The sequence below is a fragment of the Arthrobacter sp. S41 genome (assembly GCF_004320535.1).
In the GTDB taxonomy this organism is placed as follows: domain Bacteria; phylum Actinomycetota; class Actinomycetes; order Actinomycetales; family Micrococcaceae; genus Glutamicibacter.
This window is the reverse complement of the sequence record NZ_SIHY01000001.1, coordinates 329,685-351,564: the sequence shown is the minus strand read 5'-3', so window position 1 is coordinate 351,564 and position 21,880 is coordinate 329,685. Positions and strand designations below refer to the sequence as shown.

11 protein-coding genes are annotated in these 21,880 nt (G+C 53.9%); 5 read left to right on the top strand and 6 right to left on the bottom strand.

Features of this window, described 5'->3' with window-relative positions; all coding sequences use genetic code 11:
• Window positions 1–24: 24 nt before the first annotated feature.
• On the bottom strand, window positions 25–2,628 hold the full coding sequence (locus EYR88_RS01650; protein WP_207306454.1) for a polysaccharide pyruvyl transferase family protein: 2,604 nt from the start codon (window positions 2,626–2,628) through the stop codon (window positions 25–27).
• Between the two features lie 278 nt (window positions 2,629–2,906).
• On the opposite strand from EYR88_RS01650, the gene glf reads away from it, so the two are divergent.
• On the top strand, window positions 2,907–4,079 hold the full coding sequence (glf, locus tag EYR88_RS01645) for a UDP-galactopyranose mutase (RefSeq protein WP_131088004.1): 1,173 nt from the start codon (window positions 2,907–2,909) through the stop codon (window positions 4,077–4,079).
• A 386-nt stretch (window positions 4,080–4,465) separates the two neighbouring features.
• Here the strand turns inward: glf and EYR88_RS01640 are convergent, their stop codons facing one another.
• Window positions 4,466–5,482 carry a glycosyltransferase gene (locus tag EYR88_RS01640; RefSeq protein ID WP_131088003.1) on the bottom strand — a complete coding sequence of 339 codons (1,017 nt, stop codon included), beginning with the start codon at window positions 5,480–5,482 and terminating at the stop codon, window positions 4,466–4,468.
• Between the two features lie 308 nt (window positions 5,483–5,790).
• On the bottom strand, window positions 5,791–7,386 hold the full coding sequence (gene serA, locus EYR88_RS01635; protein WP_131088002.1) for a phosphoglycerate dehydrogenase: 1,596 nt from the start codon (window positions 7,384–7,386) through the stop codon (window positions 5,791–5,793).
• A 341-nt stretch (window positions 7,387–7,727) separates the two neighbouring features.
• Between serA and lhgO the strand changes: the two genes are divergently transcribed.
• The gene (gene lhgO, locus EYR88_RS01630; protein ID WP_131088001.1) at window positions 7,728–8,930 is read left to right on the top strand and encodes an L-2-hydroxyglutarate oxidase; all 1,203 of its coding nucleotides are present in this window, start codon (window positions 7,728–7,730) and stop codon (window positions 8,928–8,930) included.
• Between the two features lie 298 nt (window positions 8,931–9,228).
• Window positions 9,229–15,045: a DUF4082 domain-containing protein gene (locus tag EYR88_RS01625; protein ID WP_165477255.1), complete on the top strand. Its 5,817-nt coding sequence runs from the start codon at window positions 9,229–9,231 to the stop codon at window positions 15,043–15,045.
• Window positions 15,046–15,105: 60 nt separating this feature from the next.
• On the opposite strand, the gene EYR88_RS01620 is transcribed toward EYR88_RS01625, so the two are convergent.
• From EYR88_RS01620 to EYR88_RS01610, 3 genes are read right to left on the bottom strand one after another with little or no spacing between them, the layout of a single operon-like run.
• Entirely contained in the window at window positions 15,106–16,137 is a 1,032-nt protein-coding gene (locus tag EYR88_RS01620; protein WP_131087999.1) for a hypothetical protein, read from the bottom strand.
• A complete protein-coding gene (locus EYR88_RS01615) occupies window positions 16,134–17,420 on the bottom strand; it encodes an MFS transporter (protein WP_242632428.1) in 1,287 nt (428 codons plus the stop codon). Before EYR88_RS01615 ends, EYR88_RS01620 begins: the two co-directional genes overlap by 4 nt.
• Before the next feature lie 3 nt (window positions 17,421–17,423).
• Entirely contained in the window at window positions 17,424–18,161 is a 738-nt protein-coding gene (locus tag EYR88_RS01610; RefSeq protein ID WP_131087998.1) for a hypothetical protein, read from the bottom strand.
• A gap of 273 nt (window positions 18,162–18,434) precedes the next feature.
• Between EYR88_RS01610 and EYR88_RS01605 the strand changes: the two genes are divergently transcribed.
• Both EYR88_RS01605 and EYR88_RS01600 read left to right on the top strand, forming a co-directional pair.
• Entirely contained in the window at window positions 18,435–19,022 is a 588-nt protein-coding gene (locus EYR88_RS01605) for an acyltransferase (protein ID WP_131087997.1), read from the top strand.
• A 96-nt stretch (window positions 19,023–19,118) separates the two neighbouring features.
• The gene (locus tag EYR88_RS01600) at window positions 19,119–21,818 is read left to right on the top strand and encodes a WecB/TagA/CpsF family glycosyltransferase (protein ID WP_131087996.1); all 2,700 of its coding nucleotides are present in this window, start codon (window positions 19,119–19,121) and stop codon (window positions 21,816–21,818) included.
• The last annotated feature ends 62 nt before the right edge of the window (window positions 21,819–21,880 follow it).

Genomic DNA, 21,880 nt, shown 5'->3' with positions numbered 1-21,880 from the left:
CCCTCCTTACCGATGAGTTGTTGATTAGCCATGTCGCTTCAGGATGCTGTCGGCTTCTACGCGCTTTGAGCGTGGAACCAGGACACTTTGGTCAAAGTTACCGACAGCAACAAAGGCGATGAAGACTTCATTCTCAGGAAGATCAACAATGTTGCGAATCTTCTGTTCCTTCTCGACTCCCATGGCTGTGTTCAGCAGGCATGATCCCAATTCCATTTGGGTTAGACCCAGCAACAACGACATCATGAACAGCCCGCCATCGACGAAGGGCTGATTGCGTTCCGGTGCGAAGAGGAAAGCATCTAGATCTGCAGTGACCAAGAGCAGGCGTGGCGGCGCATTGAATCCAAAGAATCCACCCTGAACTTCAAGTAGCTGCTTGATGATCTCTGGATCATCAAACTGGTGAACACGTGCTCCCTGACGGCTACAAACCGATGGTGACTGCATGGCAATCTGAACTGCGGAAGCAATCGCTGAATCATCAACAGGAGTGTCGTTGAATTCGCGTACGCTGCGACGCCCGTAAACGACCTCCATGAATGCACGGTCATCATTAGGCGTTTCAACCGGGTCTTCGCGGTGCTTCGAAGCTGGGAACGCTCCGCCCTCCCCCAGCTGACCCTTTGCGATTACTTCTTGCGACTCCACCGAAAACAAGTTTCGGAAATGAGAGACATCCGTATTGGTCTCCTCGTTGCGGGCGAAGTAGGCCTTCATCACCGAAGCTGAGCTTTGAACGATGGTGTCGTCCGTGCCCAAACCACGCGATAGCCAAGCATTCATCTCTTTTGCAAGACCTGGGATGGCAATTCGTCCGAAGCCCGGACGGAAGTTGCTATGGGTCAGTCCCTTTTCAATTGCGTGCGCATGAAAGAACATCCGCGCGCGGATCCCAGTTACAGAGTCTGCTGACCTTCCGCGAGTAAAGGAACGAACTTGCTGCTCAAAGTCATGGTTGGCCAGCCGGCGTGCCTGCTTGGAGAAACCTTCCACAATTTCGTCTGACTTCTTGGCCGCTGGAGCGCTGGGTGCCGGTACTTTGCCCTTTGCATCAGAAATCGAAATTTCGTGTACCTGCGCTCCGGCCTTAGGACCGGTGAAGTGCAGTGCTCCAAGCATGATCTGGCTTAGCCCTGGCTCCGCTACCGAGAACTCGAACTCATCGGTGCGCAAGCCCCCCGAACCGGCAGCTACTGCCGCCTTGCCGATCACTCGGAAAGTTCCGGATTCAGGGTTACGTAAGTGCACATTGATGCTCTTAGTCTGCGTGGTTGGTGTCCACTGAATCTTGATGCGCTTTTTTGAACCTGGAGTAAGTGGCTCTGGAAGATTGGTCCAAACGTGCTTTCCACGAAGTTCTTTGTCTTTTACGACGCTCAGTGAAACGCCCTCTGCGCCCTTGTCGATGGACCAGACGTCGCTGTTGGCGGAGAAGTCTAGGTCCAGGGTGTGGCTGTTCTTGCTGGCTGCCGCGGCTGCTGTAACGGCCTTGCCGTTTTCGAGTGCGGCTGTCGACTTTACCGTGGGGTCTAAAGCTGCCTTGAGCCACTCAAGCGACGTCTTGCGCCCCTTGGTGATGTAGGTGCGAGCCTTGGTGAAATCGATGGTCCGAGTTACGTTTGGATTTTCATTCACGGTCTCAGTGGTATCACTTTCATAGACGCGGCGAGTGTCACCAAATCCGAGTGAGGCAAGCAAATTCTTGAATCGGTCCGCACCACGCTTGTTGTTGTAGATCGATGAGAATGGCTTCTCAAAGATTACCGAGAACGCTGTGCCGTGGAAGCTATCGGTGACTACGTAGCTGGCATCTTTGTAAGCACGAAGGAAGTTTTCTGGTGAGTCGGCTGCAATGATCTCTGCACGAGGTTCATCAGACCAAATCTCTTCTGCTACCGAGCGTCCCTCATCGGGGTTGCAAATCACGAGGATCTTATCCAAGCCTGTTTTTTCAAGGATGGCTACTGCCGTCGACTTCTTTTCCTCTGTTGGGTCCAGAAGGAACACTGCCAAGTATTCACCCTCAGGTGAGATCGACGCCTTAGAAGCCAGCTTGCTGTAGTGTTCCTGGTCCAGAAGGAATACCGGATCAACTACGAGGTCTGCTTTGACGCCAAAGATGTCGCTAGCCGTCTTCACTGCATAGTTCTCACGTACAGAGATAGCTTTGAACTTTTGAAGATTCTGCGAGTGCTTTTCAACGAAGTCCGGCTTGAACTTATCAGTTCCTCGATTACCGAAAGACGTGCCGTAGGCAACTCGGTTTCGGTCCGGTGCGACAAAGTCCAAGAACAGATCATCGTTGACGCGCCCGATAAGCGGGTTCCACAGCTGGTCACTGCCAACGACAAACGTTTCAGCGAGCTCATTTAGCTGATCCAGATCTGAGTAATGGAGCTGATCCGTGTATTCGTATCCGGTGCGGCGCGCAAAATCCATTGACAGGATCTCGTTTGGCCATTGCACACGGAAACCGTTGTAGCCGACAGGTTCATGCACCATGAGAACCGAATGGCCGAGGTTTTCGATGGCACGGTTCAAACCGTAGTAGGTCAGAATTGATCCGTAATTCTTGCCGTACCACCAGCCGAGGACGGCCACATCATACTTATTCTTCGGATCCACCAAGGGGAAATTCCTCATTCCTTGTCTTACGCATCATGCATGAACTAACGCATTGCCACGTCGTACTTCTGTAGGCCCGGATGCCATTTGTCAGCGAATTCTCTTATGCTGGAGCGATCCGAAACGGACTTTCCGTTGGCCGCAAAAAACCACATTATCAATAAACCAATTCCTTCACCTTTGAAATTGACCCACCGGCAAATTTGTTTATATTAAGTACACCTCCCGTTAACCTTCAATACGACAGCTCGTTACTGCCGAATGAATAAATTGCATGTATGGATACAGACTTATTAGTTGTCGGATCAGGATTCTTCGGTCTCACCATTGCCGAGCGCGCCGCAGAAGCTGGCCTCAAAGTTACGGTAATTGACCGGAGGTCACACATCGGCGGAAACGCCTACAGCGAAGCAGAACCTGAAACGGGCATTGAAGTGCACCGTTACGGGGCTCACCTGTTCCACACATCAAACGAGCGTGTGTGGGAGTATGTGAATCGCTTTACCAGTTTCACCGACTACGTTCACCGTGTGTACTCCACCCACAATGAACAGACTTTCTCATTGCCAGTAAATTTGCACACGATCAATCAGTTCTTTAATGCCGCATATACCCCAGATGAAGCACGTTCTTTGGTTAAAGAACAAGCTGGGGAGTTTGACGTTGATACCGCAAAGAATTTCTACGAAAAGGGTATCGCCCTTGTAGGACGCCCACTGTTTGAAGCATTTTTCGCTCACTACACAGCCAAGCAATGGCAGACTTCTCCGGAAAAGCTTTCAGGCGATATTGTCAGCCGCCTTCCTGTTCGCTACAACTACGACAACCGCTACTTCAACGACAAGTACGAAGGTCTACCAACGGATGGGTACACGGCTTGGATTGAGCGCATGGCGGATCACCCGAACATCACGGTTCACCTGAACACTGATTTCTTTGATTCAAGCCAACCGTTCAACAAGGACGACCTAGCCGGCCAGATTCCGATTGTTTACACCGGACCCATTGATCGTTACTTCGACTACAGCGAAGGTGAGCTCTCATGGCGAACCCTGGACTTTGAGGAAGAAGTTGTAAATGTCGGCGATTACCAGGGAACACCGGTGATGAATTATCCAGATGCTGACGTGAATTTTACTCGCATCCACGAGTTCAAGCACTTCCACCCTGAACGCAAAGACAGCTACCCAACTGACAAAACTGTCATCATGCGGGAGTTCTCACGCTTCGCTACAAAGGAAGATGAACCGTACTACCCGGTCAATACTCCAGAAGATCGTTCCGGATTGCTCGCCTATCGTGACCTCGCGAAGCAGGAACAGAATGTGTTCTTCGGCGGCCGTCTTGGCACCTACCAGTACTTGGACATGCACATGGCAATCGGCTCTGCGCTTTCCATGTGGGACAACCAGATCTCCGCACTTGCTGAGGAGCAAAAAGTCTCTCAGTAATATGAGCTAAGCATTAAGCCTTCGGGGTGTGTTCGCGATTCAAGCGCGAACACACCCCGTTTTTTGTCATCGCACCAGAAAGAGACTGCGTGTACGCAAACGGCTAGTTATCTTTGGCGTCTTGCTGCGAATGCGGCTGACAATGACGACCGTGCATCGAAGGCCGCACCAATCACAAGGCGTTTTCCTGATACTGGTTGTCCTGGTCTCCCGGTCCCCTTTACGGGGCATGGAAAACCTTGTCAGCGCTTGTTCACTGCGAACCTAGCAATGACGACTAGCACCGAGCTCAGGATCATCCACCGGGAGAAACAATTTCAGCCATTAAACCAACAGCCGAGCACCCCATACCAAAGGGCGCCCGACTCTTTTGCAAGTCCGTCTGTCTAATGATTCTTTAGCTGATTACTGTTGTCAGTTGATGCCAAGGGAGCCATCGGTTTCCATGCCCTATCGATTTCTATCTTTCGCCCGTCGCGCAGCCCCCTGAAGAGGTTGGAAGTCCCGCGGATAGTCTTCTCAACGAGTACTAATCGCAAGATTTCCTTCGCGAAGGTCAGCACTGTTCCCAAGGCGAAGTGAGCGGGGAATAACACGCCGTGAGCGCGATAATACTGTTTGAGAATCGCCCGGTTGCGCATGATGTAGTACCGGTATCCGTTGCTTGACGCGTTAAAGTGCCTGATACCGAGGTCGAGTTGCCTAATGTCTCGGGTACGCCTGAGAACAAACTCATTGACAATAACAGAAGTGGTGATCTTCGAAGCTAACCAACCGTAGAGCTGGTCGTCCCAATATATGAAGAACCGTGGGTCTGGAAGCCCAATACGACGGACCACTTCCCTGTGGATGAACATGCCTTCGAAGCACCCGGAGTTCATCTCTCGATATCCAGTGATATCAAAGTCGCTCGGCGCAAACGGAATCGGGATGGCAAGACGGTCAGAGATCCGATATTGCCAATAGAACTCACTACCGTCGTAGTCGTACCGGCGTCCCTGAATAACCTGGAACCGCGCCGCCCACTTGCCTAATTTGCCAAGAGAATCAGGAATGACCTCTACGTCATCGTCCATCATCCAGATCCATGAGGCGCCCAGTTCATATGCGGTTTTCACGCCGTGATGGAAACCGCCTGAACCACCGGTGTTCGTAGCGAGTTTTTGATAGATAACCGTTGGAGCCAGCTCGCTCGTGTGCTTGGCAACAATCTCATGCGTGTCATCCGCTGAGTCGTTATCAATAATTACTACGTGACCTGGCGACGGATTCATCACTTGGATACTGGAGAGAAGACGATCAAGCAGGTGTGACCGGTTGTAAGTAACGATCACGATCGCCGTATCCGACGGCGAGAAACTCGTCTTGTCGATCTCTACTTTGTCTTTTGGTTCAGGCTTCATATCAAATCAATTTTATCCCAACAAAAAGATGTCAGCTAATTATGAAACGACTTCTCATTAAGAATAACCTAAATTCAATCACAAATTCATCTTCCGTTTACCTAGAACTCCCCAAAGGTTTGCATTATGAATTGTTCGGCGAAAGTCATCATCATGCAACCACGGCTACCGTCCCGCTGGCGACGGAGGTGAGCCGGTCCTGATCGAGCCTGTCTAGACTTCATCCTGGGCACAGTCTCCCCACAAACGAAAGGACCCGCCCGCCGAACAAATTGTTCAGCGAGCGGGTTGCCTCAGGTTAGTGATACTTAGTCGGCGAGGTTGATCTCTCGTGCAACGCTGGCACCAATCGCAGCGCCAACTACGTCTAGAACGCCAGCAGGCAACGCAGAGTCGATGCTGATTACGGCCAGGGCCTCAGACTTCTTCTCATCGCGAGCAACCTGCATGCCAGCGATGTTGACACTCTGCTCCCCCAAAACGTTGCCTAAGGAACCTACAACACCTGGGCGGTCAGCGTAGCGAACTACAATCATGTGATCAGAAATTGGGATTTCAATTTCGTGACCATTGATGCCAACCAGCTTTTCAATCTGCTTAGGACCGGTAAGGGTACCGGACACCGCAAGTTGCGTGCCCTCATTGGTTGAACCCTTGATGGTCAGCTGATTGCGGTACTCAGGCGAGTCAGCGGTGGTGATCAAACGAGTGGCTACGCCACGCTGTTCCGCAAGCACTGGAGCGTTCACGTAGGAGACCTGCTCCGAAACGACATCCATGAAGACACCCTTGAGTGCCGAAAGCTCAAGCGCCTTGACATCTAGTGAGGCGATTTCGCCAGCAACTTCAACGTCAATGCTGGTCAACGAACCAGCGGTCAGTGCGTTGAAGATACGACCAAGCTTTTCGATCAACGGGATGCCTGGGCGTACGTTCTCATCAATGACGCCACCGGCAACGTTGACTGCGTCCGGAACCAGCTCGCCAGCAAGTGCTAGACGAACCGACTTAGCCACAGATACGCCGGCCTTTTCCTGAGCCTCATCAGTGGAAGCGCCCAGGTGTGGGGTGACGGTGACGTTCTCAAACTCAAAGAATGGAAGGTCGGTGCTTGGCTCCTTGACGAACACGTCAATGCCAGCGCCAGCAATTTCTTCATTCTTCAATGCTTCGTATAGTGCATCTTCGTCGACCAAGCCACCGCGAGCTACGTTGACTACGTAGGCAGTGTTCTTCATCTTCGAGAAAGCATCCCTGCCCAGCATGCCCAGGGTCTCTGGCGTCTTAGGCATGTGGATGGTAATGAAGTCAGCCTGTTCCAGCAGTTCATCCAGAGTCACCAAGGTTACGCCTAGCTGGGCTGCGCGTGCTGGAGTGATGTATGGGTCAAAAGCAATAATTTCCATACCGAAGCCCTGCAGGCGAGCTGCGACCAAAGCGCCGATACGACCAAGGCCGATAATGCCGGCCTTCTTCTCAAACAGCTCAACACCGGTGTAGGAGCTACGCTTCCAAGCACCACTTTTCAGCGAGGCGTTGGCAGCTGGGATTCGACGAGCCAATGACACGATGTGGCCAACGGTCAATTCAGCAGCCGAGATGATGTTGGAGGTTGGAGCGTTCACAACCATGACACCGGCCTGCGTAGCAGCCTTGATGTCCACGTTGTCCAGGCCAACACCTGCACGAGCGATAACCTTTAGGTTCTTTGCTGCGGCGATGGCTTCTGCGTCTACCTGAGTAGCGGAACGAACCAGAATTGCATCTACATCAGCGATAGCTTCAAGAAGCTGGGAGCGGTCCGCACCGTCCGTCTGACGAATTTCAAAGTCGGGACCGAGAGCAGCAACGGTTGCAGGAGAGAGTTGCTCGGCCAAAAGTACGATGGGCTTAATGTCAGACACGGGTGTGGCACCTTTGCGATTTCATTGGGCTGATGCTTGCAAGACGGTAGCTTCTAACGACTACCTTCGAATCAAGCGTAACCCTATGTATCCCGCGTTTTGGTGCGAAATCACGCATGTTACGCAGAGAAAACCCTACTTTGTGAAAACTTTCACTTATTACATAAAATGTGACAGGCCTTGCGTAACCATTAGCTCCGTCAGCATTTAGGGCTGCCCTGACTGAGGTTCCTTCTCATGTACGCCCACCCCATAGACCTCGTCTCGTATGGCCGGTACGATCGCTCTTGAAGCCAACGCGAGTACGCGGGACGTTAGCTTGAAGTTCTAATTGGGGATTCATGGAACAACATATCGGCATCATTGGTGGCGGAATTTTAGGAATAGCCATTGCACGCGCAATCACGCTGCAGACCGGGTACCGGGTTAGCGTGCTAGAAAAGGAAAGCCTCCTAGCAAGCCATCAAACTGGCCGAAATTCCGGAGTGGTCCACGCAGGCCTCTATTACCAGCCCGGTTCACTCAAAGCTCAGCTGTGTGCACGTGGCAAAGCACTAACCCGCGAATACTGTCAGGAACATGCACTGCCATACCGGGCGTTGGGAAAACTAGTTGTCGCTTTGGGAGATGACCAGCTTGGACGACTTGCCGACATGGAGCAACGGGCCATAGCGAATCAGGTACCGGGCTTGGCGCGGCTAAGTCGCGATGAACTAGTGCAAATTGAACCCCACGTCAGCGGAGTAGCCGCCCTGCATTCACCTCAAACCGCGGCAGTGGACTATGGTGCCATAACGCGCAGTATGGCGACAGAGATCGAGGCAGCAGGAGGGCAGATCTTACTAAACTCCAAAGTCACTGCAGTCAAGGTCTCAGACCAGATTTGTTTAGTTTCTACCAAGGAGAGCACTTACCGCTTTGATCAGTTGATCGTCTGTGCTGGATTGCAGTCAGATGTCATCGCTCGAATGGTCGGCGCTGATCCCTCACCTAAGATCCTCCCCTTCCGCGGAGAATATTGGGTGTTGAGCAAAAGTTCGGCATCAATGGTCAATGGCATGATCTATCCGGTCCCCGACCCACGCTTTCCCTTCCTTGGTGTGCACTTCACTCGTGGCGTGGATGACAAGGTGCATGTAGGACCGAACGCCGTACCGGCGTTGGCTCGGGAAGGCTACGACTGGAAAACATTTTCTTTCAAAGACACTATGGAGTCGCTACGTTGGCCAGGCGCATCATCTCTAGTCAAAAAATACTGGAAGATGGGTGCCACCGAAATCGGTGCCTCGTTGGTTAAACCCCTGTATCTGAAACAGTCCAAGGCTTACCTTCCAGAGCTCGCATCAACAGATCTCGTCGCAAAAGGTCAAGCAGGCGTACGCGCTCAAGCATGGAGCAAAGACGGTTCACTGCTTGACGACTTCGCAGTGGACCAGGTTGGCCCTGTGACCTTGCTACGCAATGCACCTTCACCAGCGGCCACGTCAGCGATGGCCATTGCCGACTATGTGCTGGAGCATTACCCGGTAGGCCGAGCGCGATAAATTGCGGTCCTAGACGTTGATTGAGCTCGTATTTTCAAGGCCGCTGTTGCTCGCCTCAAGAGCCTCAAGATGCCCCTCCGGACTTTGAGAACTGCACACCCAAGATACTCTGGTTTTACACCTATTCCCTGTCTTCCGCTCGTTGACCTACATAGTCTGGGTACGGGTATGTCCTAGCTAAGTTCATGCTCGAAAACGTCTCCCCTGTGCGGGAGCTTCCTTGGGGGATGTAATGAGCGTGGCGCAATTTACAAGTAGTGAAGCCAGAGAACACCGTGCTGCGGAAAAATCTCGATTCTTGACAGCATTCGCTGCTCTTACAGGACTAATACTCTCCCTACTTATAGCCGCACCGGCACGAGCCGCCGAAGAGTGCGGTCCAGAAGACAACGCTATTGTCTGCGAAAATTCAAAACCAGGTTCTCCATGGACCGAATGGGATATCGACGGGGCCGGTGATGACTCAATCCAAGGATTTGCCGCCGATATCAGTGTCAATGTCGGAGAACCTATCGATTTTAAGATTGATACTGATGCCTCCGCATATTCCATCGATATTTACCGTACCGGCTGGTATAACGGGCTCGGCGCACGAAAAATCACCTCTATATCACCTAGCGCACAGCTTCCGCAGATCCAGCCCGAATGTTTGACGGATGTCGCCACCGAACTGACCGACTGCGGCACATGGGATATCTCGGCAACCTGGGAGGTCCCCAGCGATGCAGTATCAGGTGTGTACTTAGCAAAGCTCACCCGCACCGACACCGGGGGTTCAAGCCACATCACCTTTATCGTGCGCAATGAATCCAGCACCTCGCAGGTACTCTTCCAAACCTCTGACCCCACATGGCACGCATATAACCTCTACGGTGGTTCAGATTTCTATTCCGGAGCAGACAACGGCCGCGCCTTTAAGATCAGCTACAACAGACCTTTCGCGACGCGTGACGGCGTTGAAGCCAGAGATTTCTATTTTGGGGCCGAATACCCACTAGTCCGTTTCCTAGAACGCAACGGATACGACGTCAGCTACTTCTCCGGCGTTGACACCGACAGGCACGGTGACCTGCTCACCAACCATAATGTCTTCCTTTCCGTGGGCCATGACGAATACTGGTCGGGCGCCCAACGAAGCAATGTAGAAGCCGCCCGTGACGCAGGCGTGAACTTGCAATTCCTCTCCGGTAACGAGGTGTACTGGCGTACCCGTTATGAGCCTTCTACCACCGGTGGAAATAATTACCGGACGTTGGTTAGCTACAAGGAAACCTGGTCCAATTCCAAGATTGATCCTTCCTCCCAGTGGACGGGCACCTGGCGTGATCCGCGTTTTGCATCTCAAGAACAAGGTGGTGGTCTTCCCGAAAACGGGTTTACTGGCACAGCCTACGTGGTGAACAGTGGAGATCTTCCGGTCACGGTGAACTCGGAAGAAGGAAAAATGCGTCTCTGGCGCGATACTTCTTTGGACAGCCAAACAGCGGGCAGCAAAACAGAACTTGCTCCGCATACCGTAGGTTATGAATCTAATGAAGACTTGCCCAACGGTTTCAGACCTCCAGGGCTCATCCATTTGTCCACTACCACCGGGGACATTCCAGAATATTTGCAAGACTTCGGCAATCAAGTCGCACCGGGGTCAACCACGCACCACACCACTTTATATATGGCATCAAGTGGAGCTTCGGTCTTCTCCGCCGGTAGTGTGCAATGGACTTGGGGACTTGATCAATGGCACGACGGTGATGGCGCGCCTGAAGATCCACGGATGCAACAGGCTCAGGTGAATCTGCTGGCGGACATGGACGCCTTGCCTGCAACGCTCATGAGCAACTTAGAGTATCCGGACGCTCCCAAAGATCTTCAAGCTCCATCGGTTCAGGTAACCTCGGCACCGGCGAGCGCGGTTTCCTTTGGCGAAATGGTCAGTGTGGAAGGCACCGCCAGTGACGCGCAAGGCCTGGTCTCTGCGGTTGAATATTCCTTTGACTCAGGACTTTCCTGGCAACTGGCCGAAGGCACCACGCAATGGTCAATCAACACTGTTCAACTCGGAACCGGTGAAAATGATCTGCTCGTCCGGGCTGTTGACGATTCTGCAAACTACTCAACAGAGCCAACCCCCGTACCTTTTGAGGTCAAGGGCCCCTATAGCGCCTTCGGCCAGCAAGAGCCTCAGATTAAGGATTCGGGCGATGATTCCTCGGTGGAGCTGGGGTTGCGGTTTACTGCCGCATCCGAGGGCTATATCACTGCGGTCAGGTACTACAAGAGCGCTGCAAATACCGGCAATCATACCGGTACGTTGTGGAGCCTGAACGGCACAGAGTTGGCGACAACCACTTTTAGCAACGAAAGCAGCACCGGCTGGCAAACCGCGTTATTCAGTGAACCTGTAGAGGCGCACGCAGGTGATGAATTTGTCGTCTCCTATTACGCACCTAACGGACACTACGCTGTGGCAATCCAAGATTTTGCCTACCGTGGAGTTGATTGGTCTGCCGTGAAGGTAGCCGGCGGTTTTGGCACACCTTCAGCGGGTCTCTACAACAGTTCTGCGGGATTCCCCACCACTGCGTGGGACCGCAGCAACTATTATGTGGATGCGGTCTTTGAAACCGGAGCGTCCATAGAACTCAGTGCTTATGCGCAGTCGCCTATCCCAACGGCCAACAGCGTCCCTGTGGCCACGTCTATAGGCGCCACGCTGTCCAAACAAAGTGATCCATCCTCGGTCAGCTTCAAGGTGCAGGATTCTTCCGGACAGGACGTTTCCGGAACCACCAGCTACGATGCGATCACTCGGCGGGCCACCTTCCAGCCGGAGGCACCACTAAGTGACGGTGGCAGCTACACGGTCACCCTGAGCGCCACAGACCTAACCGGCAATCCGGTGAACCGTGGCAATACGTGGACTTTCAACACCGTACTGCCAATACCCGCAGACCCAGCGGCTTGCCCATGCAGCCTGTACAACGACCAAGATATCCCCGCAGAACCTGTAGTGAATGACGGGAAGCCGGTGACCCTGAGTACACGGTTCTCCGCGGACACTGATGGCGTGCTCAACGGCTTAAAGTTCTATCGCTCCCCCGGAGAAACTGGAGCACATACCGGATGGCTTTATTCGTCCAATGGCGACACCATTGCCCAGGTGCAGTTTCCGGATGACTCGGCCGCCGGTTGGCAGTACGCCGCTTTTGACTCGCCGGTCAGCATTCAGGCCAATACTGAATATGTGGCGGCCTACCGAAGTAATGGTATCTATCCAGTAACTCCGGGTGGGCTTGGTCAACCGTTACAGGTTGGACCACTACATACTACGAGCAATGCCGGGCACTACAGCTACGCTGAAGAATTCCCTGGATCTATGGTCTCAGCAAGCTATCTCGTAGATGTCAGTTTCACTGCTGCGGGTAGCCCTGTCAGTATCACCGAACAAACACCTGCCACGGGTGCTAATGATGTGGCGGTTGATACCGAAATTTCAGCAACCTTCAGCGAATCATTGGAACCGGGTGGTGCCTTGGAAATCAGTACTTCCCAAGGAACTATTTCTGGTAGCTCCGCCCTGGACGCATCCGGAACAACACTGATTTTCACCCCTGACGCTGACCTGCCCGAAGCCACCGTAGTGAGCGTCAAGCCCACCGGTATCGTGGGTACAGAATCTGGCGAAGCATCATTGCCTTTGTGGACGTTTAGGACGGCGGGGCAAGGCCCAGCCTTGACCACCTTCCTTGAAGATCAGCAGCCGGATCAACTGGATCCTTCCGATGACGCTCCCGTGGAGCTTGGACTAAAATTCAGTGCGCAAAAAGATATTCAGGTACACGCGCTGCGCTATTACCAGGGACCCTCTGGGTTCGGTGAGCATACTGGTTCCATCTGGGATTCCACCGGGACTAAACTGGCCACGGCCACGTTTGCACAAACCTCACAGCAAGGATGGCAAACCGCCTATCTGGACAGCCCAGTGGCAATAACGCAAGGCAGTGAATTCACCATTTCCTATCAGGCCCCGTCGGGAGGCTACGTTTTTACCTCTGCAGACTTCGCCAATGGAAAGTCGAATGCTGAGCTCTCACTGACTGGTTCGAATGGGCTTTATACCTACGGCTCGGGCAGCGTCCCCGTCAGTTCATGGAATAACAGTAACTACTTCGTGGACTTGGCCTATACGGTGAGCACTCCAACGGAAACTGCCGAGCCTACGGAGTCGGCTATTCCAACCGAGTCGGCTACTCCTACCGGGCCCACCATTGCTCCTACAGATCCTGCGCAACCACTTCAGGTGACCGGATTGGTGCCGTCCGCCGAATCTTCAGGGGTCGGGACTGCTGCTGAAATTTCTGTGAGCTTCAATCAACCCATCGATGCTTCGGCAACGCTTTCGGTAGCGACGGGTGAGACCACGATTGCCGGCACCACCGCAATCAGCCCCGGTGGCACTACTTTGACATTCACCGCTACCGAGCCACTGCCCGCAGATTCGATCATCACCGTGACGCCGGCTCACATTAGCTCCCCGGGGTCACCGGTACTCGACGTCGCTGAATGGTCTTTCCGCACCGCAGCCTTGGCACCTGATGATCCTTCGGCCTGCCCCTGTGGTTTATTCAGCAATACCGATACCCCAACCGTGGCTGCAATAAACGATGGAGTGCCTGTCACGTTGGGCACTCGGTTCTCCACGGACACTGCTGGAGAAATCCTTGGATTGGAGTTCTACCGTAGCGTCGGCGAAACCGGTGCGCACAACGGTTGGCTCTACTCCACCACCGGTGAAGTGATTGCCGAGTTGGTCTTCCCAGATGTTCCAGTGTCCGGATGGCAGTATGCTGCTTTTGATGCGCCAGTACCCTTGGATCCCAACAACGAGTATGTTGCTGCCTACCGGAGTAACGGCGTCTACCCCGCTTCACCGGGCGTGCTTGGAAGTGGGTTACAGGTTGGTCCTTTGAAGACTACCGACTCCGCCGGTCACTATGGTTATAACGATGGTTTCCCTGCTTCCATGGTTTCCACCAGTTATCTCGTGGACGTGCGGTTCAAACCAGCGGCAGAACCACTACAACTCACCGACAGGTCACCGAGTGCCGGTGCCAGTGATGTCGCCGTAGACAGTGAAATCACGCTGATCTTCAATCAAGCCGTCAGTAGCGAGGCAACAATCGAAGTGAAAGTTGGTGCCACTACGGTTGACGGCACCACCACGATCTCCAACGAGAATAAGACACTGACTTTCAGTCCCTCGTCTCCACTTCCCGAAGCTAGCGTGATCACCGTGGATACAGTCAATCTCTTGGGTGTGGGCAGCACCCAAGAAGTTCTTGCTCCATGGACGTTCTCCACCGTGGGTCTCGCTACGCCCACGGTCTCATTCCTAGGGCTGGATGAAACGCCGACTGTACTGGATCCTGGAGATACCGCGGCGGTTGAATTAGGTATGCGCATGGTGGCGGAAAAAGACTTACGTCTCCACGCTCTCCGCTACTACCAAGGGCCCGGCGGCATTGGTTCGCACACCAGTACTGTGTGGGACTCCCCAGGTGCTCAGTTGGCTACGGCCAGCTTTGCATCTACCAGTGAACAAGGATGGCATACCGCCTATCTGAGCACCCCCGTGGAGGTCACGGAAGGCATGGAGTTCACCGTTTCCTACCATGCACCAAACGGTGGTTACGTACATACTCCTGCACAGTTCGCGGATGGAAAATCTAATGATGACCTGCGACTCGAAGGGGCAAATGGCGTCTTCCGCTATGGGAATAGTAGCCAACCCGGCAGGTCTTGGAACAGTACCAATTACTTTGTGGACGTACTCTACGAAGTTTCAGATGCTGACCCAACATCCGGTCTAACACCTGAACAAAGTCCGTCAGTTCAGTCGCCCAGCACAGCTGAATCCGAAGCCACTGAATCCTTACAAACAACCGACACTGGTCCTGTAGCTACAGAACCGGTGGCCACTCCTACTGAATCATCGGCCAGTCAGACAGCACCAAGCACTGGGGTTACGAGTCAAGAGCCAGACACAACGGTTGCGAGTGTAGAACCGAGCACGGGGTCTGCGAGTGAAGGGCCAGGGACGGTGGCACCGACTCCCTGATCACTGATTCGCAACCAGCAGATAGTTCCGCAAGCACACTTGGTCAAAAAAGGTGTGCGGTTATTTGACGATACGTACTACCGACGGTGACCACGCATCTTTGATGAATAGTTGTGGTTGGGCGTTGGTGGTGGCCTTGATGCTGTAGACATCGCTATCGCCCACGCTGTCGGTGCGCGGCATTCCAAAGAGCAGTGTCTGCGAATCCAGCCATTCCAGCTGATCATCAAATCCTTGCTCCAGCGGGAGGAGAGTCTCTTTCTGCGTTTTTAGGTCCAGGACGGCAATATCCCAGTGCGCTAGTCCACCCTGGGCCCGGCGCTTTTTGTAAGCCACCTTGGATTGATCTGGCGCAACTGAGGGGCACTCAGCATTCTCGATGATGGAGTTCATCCGGCGCTCTTCTAAGTTCCCTTCAACCATCCATGTCTTGCCTGCGGAAGCCACAGTGGCGTAGAACTTGTTCTCAGTGGCAAAAGTTACGCCCCAGACATTGCGGTCAATGGCAGTCAGTTCCTGACCATCAATAAAAATCGAGTAGTTCTCAAGGTTTCCGAAGTCCTGCCCCTGCACAGATCTAATGACAGTCTCCGTAGAGAAACTGTCGGTGGCATAGGAATGCCCAGTGACAAATGCGGTGGTTGCTACCAAGCCTGCCTCGGAAATTCGAGTTCGGCTGGGAACACCAGACAACGGCCATTCATCGATGCTATTGGCTTGCGCATCGAGGATTCTCGTTTCAAAAGTTGTCGGGATTCCGCGCTGAGTGCGCATACAGGAAATGTATTGGGCCGTCGCATCAACCCGATCACAAACTGTCTGGAACAGTTCCCTAGGACCGGCAGGATCCGCGATAGCGACCGAGGCGATCTGCCCATATCCTTGACCCATGGCTGTGTTGCGAAAGACTATCCGATTACCGTCAACCAATTTGTCGGTAACTTGCGCTGCAGAGGCCCCCGTCGTCCGTGCTTGATACCGACCGAAGGCTTGCACCGCATAGACAGTGACAGAGCCGAGTGCTAGCACTGCAATAATTGCCAGGATGAGCCACCTGATTTGAGCCGACATTCCGGCTGCCTGCCTAGTCATGAAGTCAGCGCACTTTCAGGGGCCTTGTCTTTGGATAGCAGGAGACGCCACGCCACCGGCACCAGCAGGACTAGCAGCGCCGCGACAATCAGCATGGCGGTGGTACTGCCAAGAAAAATCCACAGCACTCCAAATCCGGTAGAGGCAAACAGCCTGGCTACGGCCACCACCGTCTGTGCAGCACCGATGGCTGTAGAAGTTGTTCCATGAGGTGCCAGTTGGCCTGCCAGCGCAGCCAAAACACCATCCGTAGCTGCATAAAAAGTACCCAGAAGAGCCAGAGCACAGATGTGGAAGGGCAAGGAGTCTCCGGCCCCGGCACAAATGTATGCCAGGGCCAAGGCTAGATGACCAAGGATAAAAACTCCGGCACGGGATGTCTTATCTGCAATTCTTCCTAAGGGAACAGCAAAGCTAAGGAAGAACAGGTTGGCTCCCACAAAAAGCAGCGGGAACCACGAAGCCTCCAGCTGTCCATGTTCCATCAACGCCAGATAAACGAATCCATCACCAATGGTCAGCAATCCAAGAAAGCCGGCAACTAGCAGAAGCTTTCCCAATGGTCCACGTACCAATTCACGGAACTTCGGCCTCGGGACACCACTGGTTTTTTCTTCACTGTTCTCTTCGGCGTCTTCTTGCTGGATAAGCTTCCGGTTGGGCACCAACAGTGCCAAGACCGCGACGCCTGATACGGCGGCGGCCAACGACACCACGAAGACCATCCGGTAGTCCCCCGGTACCAGCATGAGTACCGCGAAAGCTAGGAGCGGACCGATGGTGGCACCCACCGTATCTAACAGCCTGTGGACCCCGAATGACCGTGCTAAATGCTCAGGTTGCGAAGCTTGATGAATCATTGCGTCACGCGGTGCTGTACGGATCCCCTTACCAATGCGGTCTAGGCCAATGACCGCAAGGATGCCACCAAATCCTGTGGCAAATAACAATCCGATTCGAGCTGCCATAGACAGCCCGTACCCTGCTACGGCAATCGGTTTCGGTTTGTTGCTTCGATCAGCCGCATACCCTGCTCCAATGCGCACCAGCGAACTGATTGACTGATTCATTCCCTCAAAGAATCCATAGGCCACCATGGATAGACCTAGCGCACCAGTTATATAAAGTGGCAAGACTGCAGCCACCGACTCTGAGGAAATATCGGTCAGCATACTGACTATTCCCAGAGCAATAACCGTCGGTGAGGCTATGAACGCTACCGTTTTTGCACGGTCGGCACCGGAGGCTTTGCGCGAGGTCCAGTCCGAGAGGCTCAGATACACTCGCTACTCCTGAATTTCAAAAACTCCGGCAGCAACGATTGATGTTGCCCCGGTAGGTAGTTGGCGAATCGTCACCGTGGTGGAGTCCTCCCCGAAGGATCCCAGCAACTGGGTGACGCCCTCGGCCGGTTCACTCTGGGCTGTCAGCCACTGTTGCTGCTCGAAGTGCTCAGAATAGAAGGAAAGAACTTCTTCTACACTCGCATTGCTACGCCCTTCAACGCCGACAAAAACCAGTTTTTCTTGCTTCTCTACCGAAGACTGAACGATAGTCGTCGATTTTGGCACCGGTACCGCGTCTTTTGGAAATTCTTTGGTCAGCTTGCCGGTGGCCACACCAGTTTGTGGGACCTTCGTCAGTACCGGCTCACGTTTCGGTGTATCAGGCAGCTTAAACTGCGAGGCCTCGGGCTGTTCAGGTACTTCTAGCCGTGATTCCGAGGCACTAGGTTTCGGGTCCCAACTTGGACGGGTCGCTTCGGCTGTGGGTTCGGATGACGTTTTCTCTTCTTCAGTCGTTTGTTTCTTCTGCTCAGAATCCTTGCCCGTTTCAGACGGGCTCGACGAGGATTTCGCAGACGTGGCTGAAGAAGCCGAGGGGGACGTGGCCATGGGACTTTGTGCAGTTTCCGCGGACAAGTCAGCGCTAGGAGTCCGCCCGCCAAAATCTAGGGCGAGCGCGACTACCAGCACTACTGCGGCGGCACCGAGCACTATGGACACAAGTATCTTGGTTTTCATATTTTCCCCCTTAGTTATCTTGTTCCCCCAAGAACACGAGATAACCCGCTCATTAGGCTATACCTCGGCCCCTTGAGATATAAGCGAAAATAGCCCAGCGACGTACTCGGTATTTACTTGGCATGGTTAGGGTCAGCAGAGAGTTGCGCTCTTCTTCTTCCTTGATCAACTTTTCTCGCTGGACACAGAACTATGCTCGGAAGAAGAGGCATACGGCATTGGGGTCCGTAGGCTCAACGGTTCGTGGTGAACCGAATTTTTTGGGGGAAATTCATGACTCACATCGAGCAAAGCGCCGATGTGTCGCCTTTGGCGACCATTGGCAATGAGAGCAGCATTTGGCACCTGGCACAGGTTCGCGAAGGAGCTGTTCTCGGAAAAAACTGCAACATTGGACGAGGCGCTTACATTGGTCCCGATGTTGTGTTGGGTGATAACTGCAAGGTGCAAAATTATGCGTTGGTCTATGAGCCCGCATCGCTAGCAGATGGGGTGTTCATCGGACCCGCCGCGGTACTGACCAATGATCTCTTTCCACGCGCCATTAATCCCGATGGGACTCGCAAGGGAAATGATGACTGGGAGGCAGTTGCAGTCACCATAGGCCAGGGCGCGTCCATCGGAGCGCGTGCAGTGTGCATCGCACCGCTGCATATCGGAGCGTGGGCCATGGTGGCCGCCGGCGCCGTAGTCAACCGTGATGTCCCGGCGCATGCGCTGGTAGTAGGCGTTCCGGCACGGCAGATTGGCTGGGTAGGCACCGCCGGACACCGGTTGCAATTCACTGATGGTGCGTGGCAGTGTCCTGCCACCGGTGAACGTTATGACCAGCTCGGCTCCGAATTCTCGGTTCCGGTCTAACTGACCGCAGTTATCACTCGTACTTTCCACCATTCTCGGACCAGTCGTGTCATCGACTGGGCTTGATGGTGCTGATCACTTCGTTGAAGGAAAATCATGTCTGCCACAATCCAACGCGTGGAGCTGGCCGGAATAACGGTGGATCTGCTCACCCAAACGGACGCCATCGACAAAATCATCGGGCACGCACGCCAAGCCAAGCAATCGCCGGAGTCCAAGCTGCCACCGTTATCGGTAGTTTCAGCAAATCTGGACCATCTCGTGCAGTTTGGCCATGGAAGCCGGTGGCAAGGAGTCTTGGGCGACTCCCTACATCCCAGCCGGCCGCTACGCGATTTACCGGAGGCACCCTCTGCCTTTGATGCACCACCAATGTCATGGCTGAATCTCATCGATGGGGCGCCATTGGTCTTGCGCGCCAGACAATTGACTGGAAAGCTGTGGCCCAGGCTCGCTGGAAGCGATTTGATTGGCCCCATCTTGGACGATGCCGAAATTCATGGACTGCGTGTGGGATTCCTCGGCGGCCAGCCTAAAATTCAAGCCGAGCTTGCCACACAGCTAGCAGAGCAACGGCCCAATCTGCACGTCTCCGGATTCTGGGCGCCGGAACGCAACGAGATTGAAAACGAAGCTCTCTCGATGCAATTAGCTAGCGCCATTCGTGAAAGCAACACCGACATTCTAGTAGTCGGACTGGGCAAGCCACGCCAAGAACTATGGATGGCATCTTACGGATCATTGACCGGGGCTAGCGTGCTTCTAGCTTTTGGCGCGGTGGTAGATTTCCTGGCCGGAACCGTGCAACGTGCGCCGCAATGGGTGGCTACTACCGGACTTGAATGGGCATGGAGACTTAGCCTTGAGCCTCGCCGACTAGCACAGCGCTACCTCGTGGATGACCCTCCGGGATTGCTGACACTACAGCGAGAAAGCCGGGTCATCTCCAATACCCAGACCAGTCCCCTAGTGCAAAAACCTGCACGCAAGTTCCCGAAATTGCTGCCTCCTAGTGACGGAAGATTTGTAACTGGGAAAACCCCGGTAGATGTTTCCGTCATCGTCGTCACCTACAACAATGCCGACTCGGTTGAGAAGCTGATTTCCTCGCTACGTGCTGAGGCCTCAGAACTACGTCTGCGGGTCATAATGGCAGATAACGGTTCAGTGGACACTACGGTACAACAGCTGGAAAAGCACAAGGATGTCATCGTGCTTCCTACCGGATCCAACCTTGGGTATGCCGGCGGTATCAACGCCGCGAGGCCATATACCGGCGACTGCGAAGCGGTGCTGATCCTCAATCCAGATCTTTTTGTTGGTCCAGGATCCATCCAACGACTGCTCAACAGAATGTGGATCTCTGAGGCAGGGATTGTTGTCCCACGGCTCCTCGAAGAAGACGGAACCACCTACACGTCCTTGCGTCGTGAGCCCACGGTGCTCCGTGCCGCTGGGGACGCGCTTTTCGGCGAGCGCGTCTCGCGACGCCCCGGATGGGGTTCTGAAATTGAATACAATCTGGAAAGCTACGCCCATCCGCATCAAATTGATTGGGCCACCGGAGCGGCACTGCTCATCAACTCAGCACTGGCCCAAGAACTTGGTCCCTGGGACGAGCAGTTCTTCCTCTACTCGGAAGAAACTGACTACTTTAAGCGGGCCAGGCAGGCCGGAGCCTCAATCTGGTATGAGCCAGAGTCATCGATGACTCATCAGATGGGAGGATCCGGGGCGTCGGTGCAGCTGGAGACCCTCATGGCGGTGAACCGCATCAGGTATGCCCGTAAGCAGCTGCCAGCGCGCACCGCCACGATATTCCAGAGCGCCGTCATTGGACACGAAGTCTTGCGCTCTTGGAAGCCACAACGCGGTGGCGTGTGGCGTGCTGTAGCCGTTGAAAGCTCATGGTCAACCCTGCCCGCGGCCACCCACGGCCCTCAACCTCATGATGGTTTTCCCTTCGGTGCGGTCATTATCCCTGCGCATAATGAGGCAGCGGTCATTGCTCAGACCTTGACTCCCCTACAGTCACTTGCTGAGCGAGGACTGGTCCAGGTCATTGTCTCGTGCAATGGGTGTACCGATGACACAACACAGATTGCTCGGAGCTTTTCCGGGATACAAGTCATTGAGACAACTACGCCGTCAAAGGTGGCGGCATTAAATGCCGCGGAAGAAATAGCCAAAGGATATCCAAGACTGTATTTGGATGCGGATATCATCATCACGGCATCAGCTCTAAGAATGGTCTTTGAGTACCTCAGCCAACCCGGCGTGCTGTCGGCAAGGCCAGCATTTACCTATAACACTTCCGGAGCTTCTAACACCGTGAGGGCTTTCTACCGTGCACGGCGCCGTTTACCAGGTACTAACAACGCACTGTGGGGTGCCGGGGCCTACGGCCTAAGCCGAACTGGACGTGCACGATTCATACAGTTCCCCGCGGTAGTCGCCGATGATCTCTTTATTGATCAGCTGTTCGGGGATGATGAGAAAACGGTGCTCCCCACCATTCCTGTGCAGGTCAAAACCCCGCGTACTCTCGGTTCACTGCTTGCCATACTGCGCAGGAACTACCGGGGACAGCAAGAACTTTTGCGCCAAGACCAAGCGACGTCTACCACGCGGTCAACATTTGGACAGTTGACGAGGTCAATTTCGGGGCCAGTCTCTGCCTGGGATGCGCTGGTATATACCGGGATGGTTACCTTGGCCCGAGGTAGAAAGAACTCTATCGCCACTAGCGTGGGTACTGTCTGGGAACGAGACGATTCAAGCCGTCAGGCGGCATAGTCGCTTGGAAAAGCTGACTGTGTGATCCACACATAACTGGCTTCGCTTGAATCGTCCGCTGA

Bases quoted from the DNA above. Each gene is read 5' to 3' on its own strand.
- EYR88_RS01610 (WP_131087998.1), bottom strand. From the start codon at position 18,161: ATGAAAACCAAGATACTTGTGTCCATAGTGCTCGGTGCCGCCGCAGTA.
- lhgO (WP_131088001.1), top strand. From the start codon at position 7,728: ATGGAACAACATATCGGCATCATTGGTGGCGGAATTTTAGGAATAGCC.
- EYR88_RS01605 (WP_131087997.1), top strand. From the start codon at position 18,435: ATGACTCACATCGAGCAAAGCGCCGATGTGTCGCCTTTGGCGACCATT.
- EYR88_RS01600 (WP_131087996.1), top strand. From the start codon at position 19,119: ATGTCTGCCACAATCCAACGCGTGGAGCTGGCCGGAATAACGGTGGAT.
- EYR88_RS01620 (WP_131087999.1), bottom strand. From the start codon at position 16,137: ATGACTAGGCAGGCAGCCGGAATGTCGGCTCAAATCAGGTGGCTCATC.
- EYR88_RS01640 (WP_131088003.1), bottom strand. From the start codon at position 5,482: ATGAAGCCTGAACCAAAAGACAAAGTAGAGATCGACAAGACGAGTTTC.
- glf (WP_131088004.1), top strand. From the start codon at position 2,907: ATGGATACAGACTTATTAGTTGTCGGATCAGGATTCTTCGGTCTCACC.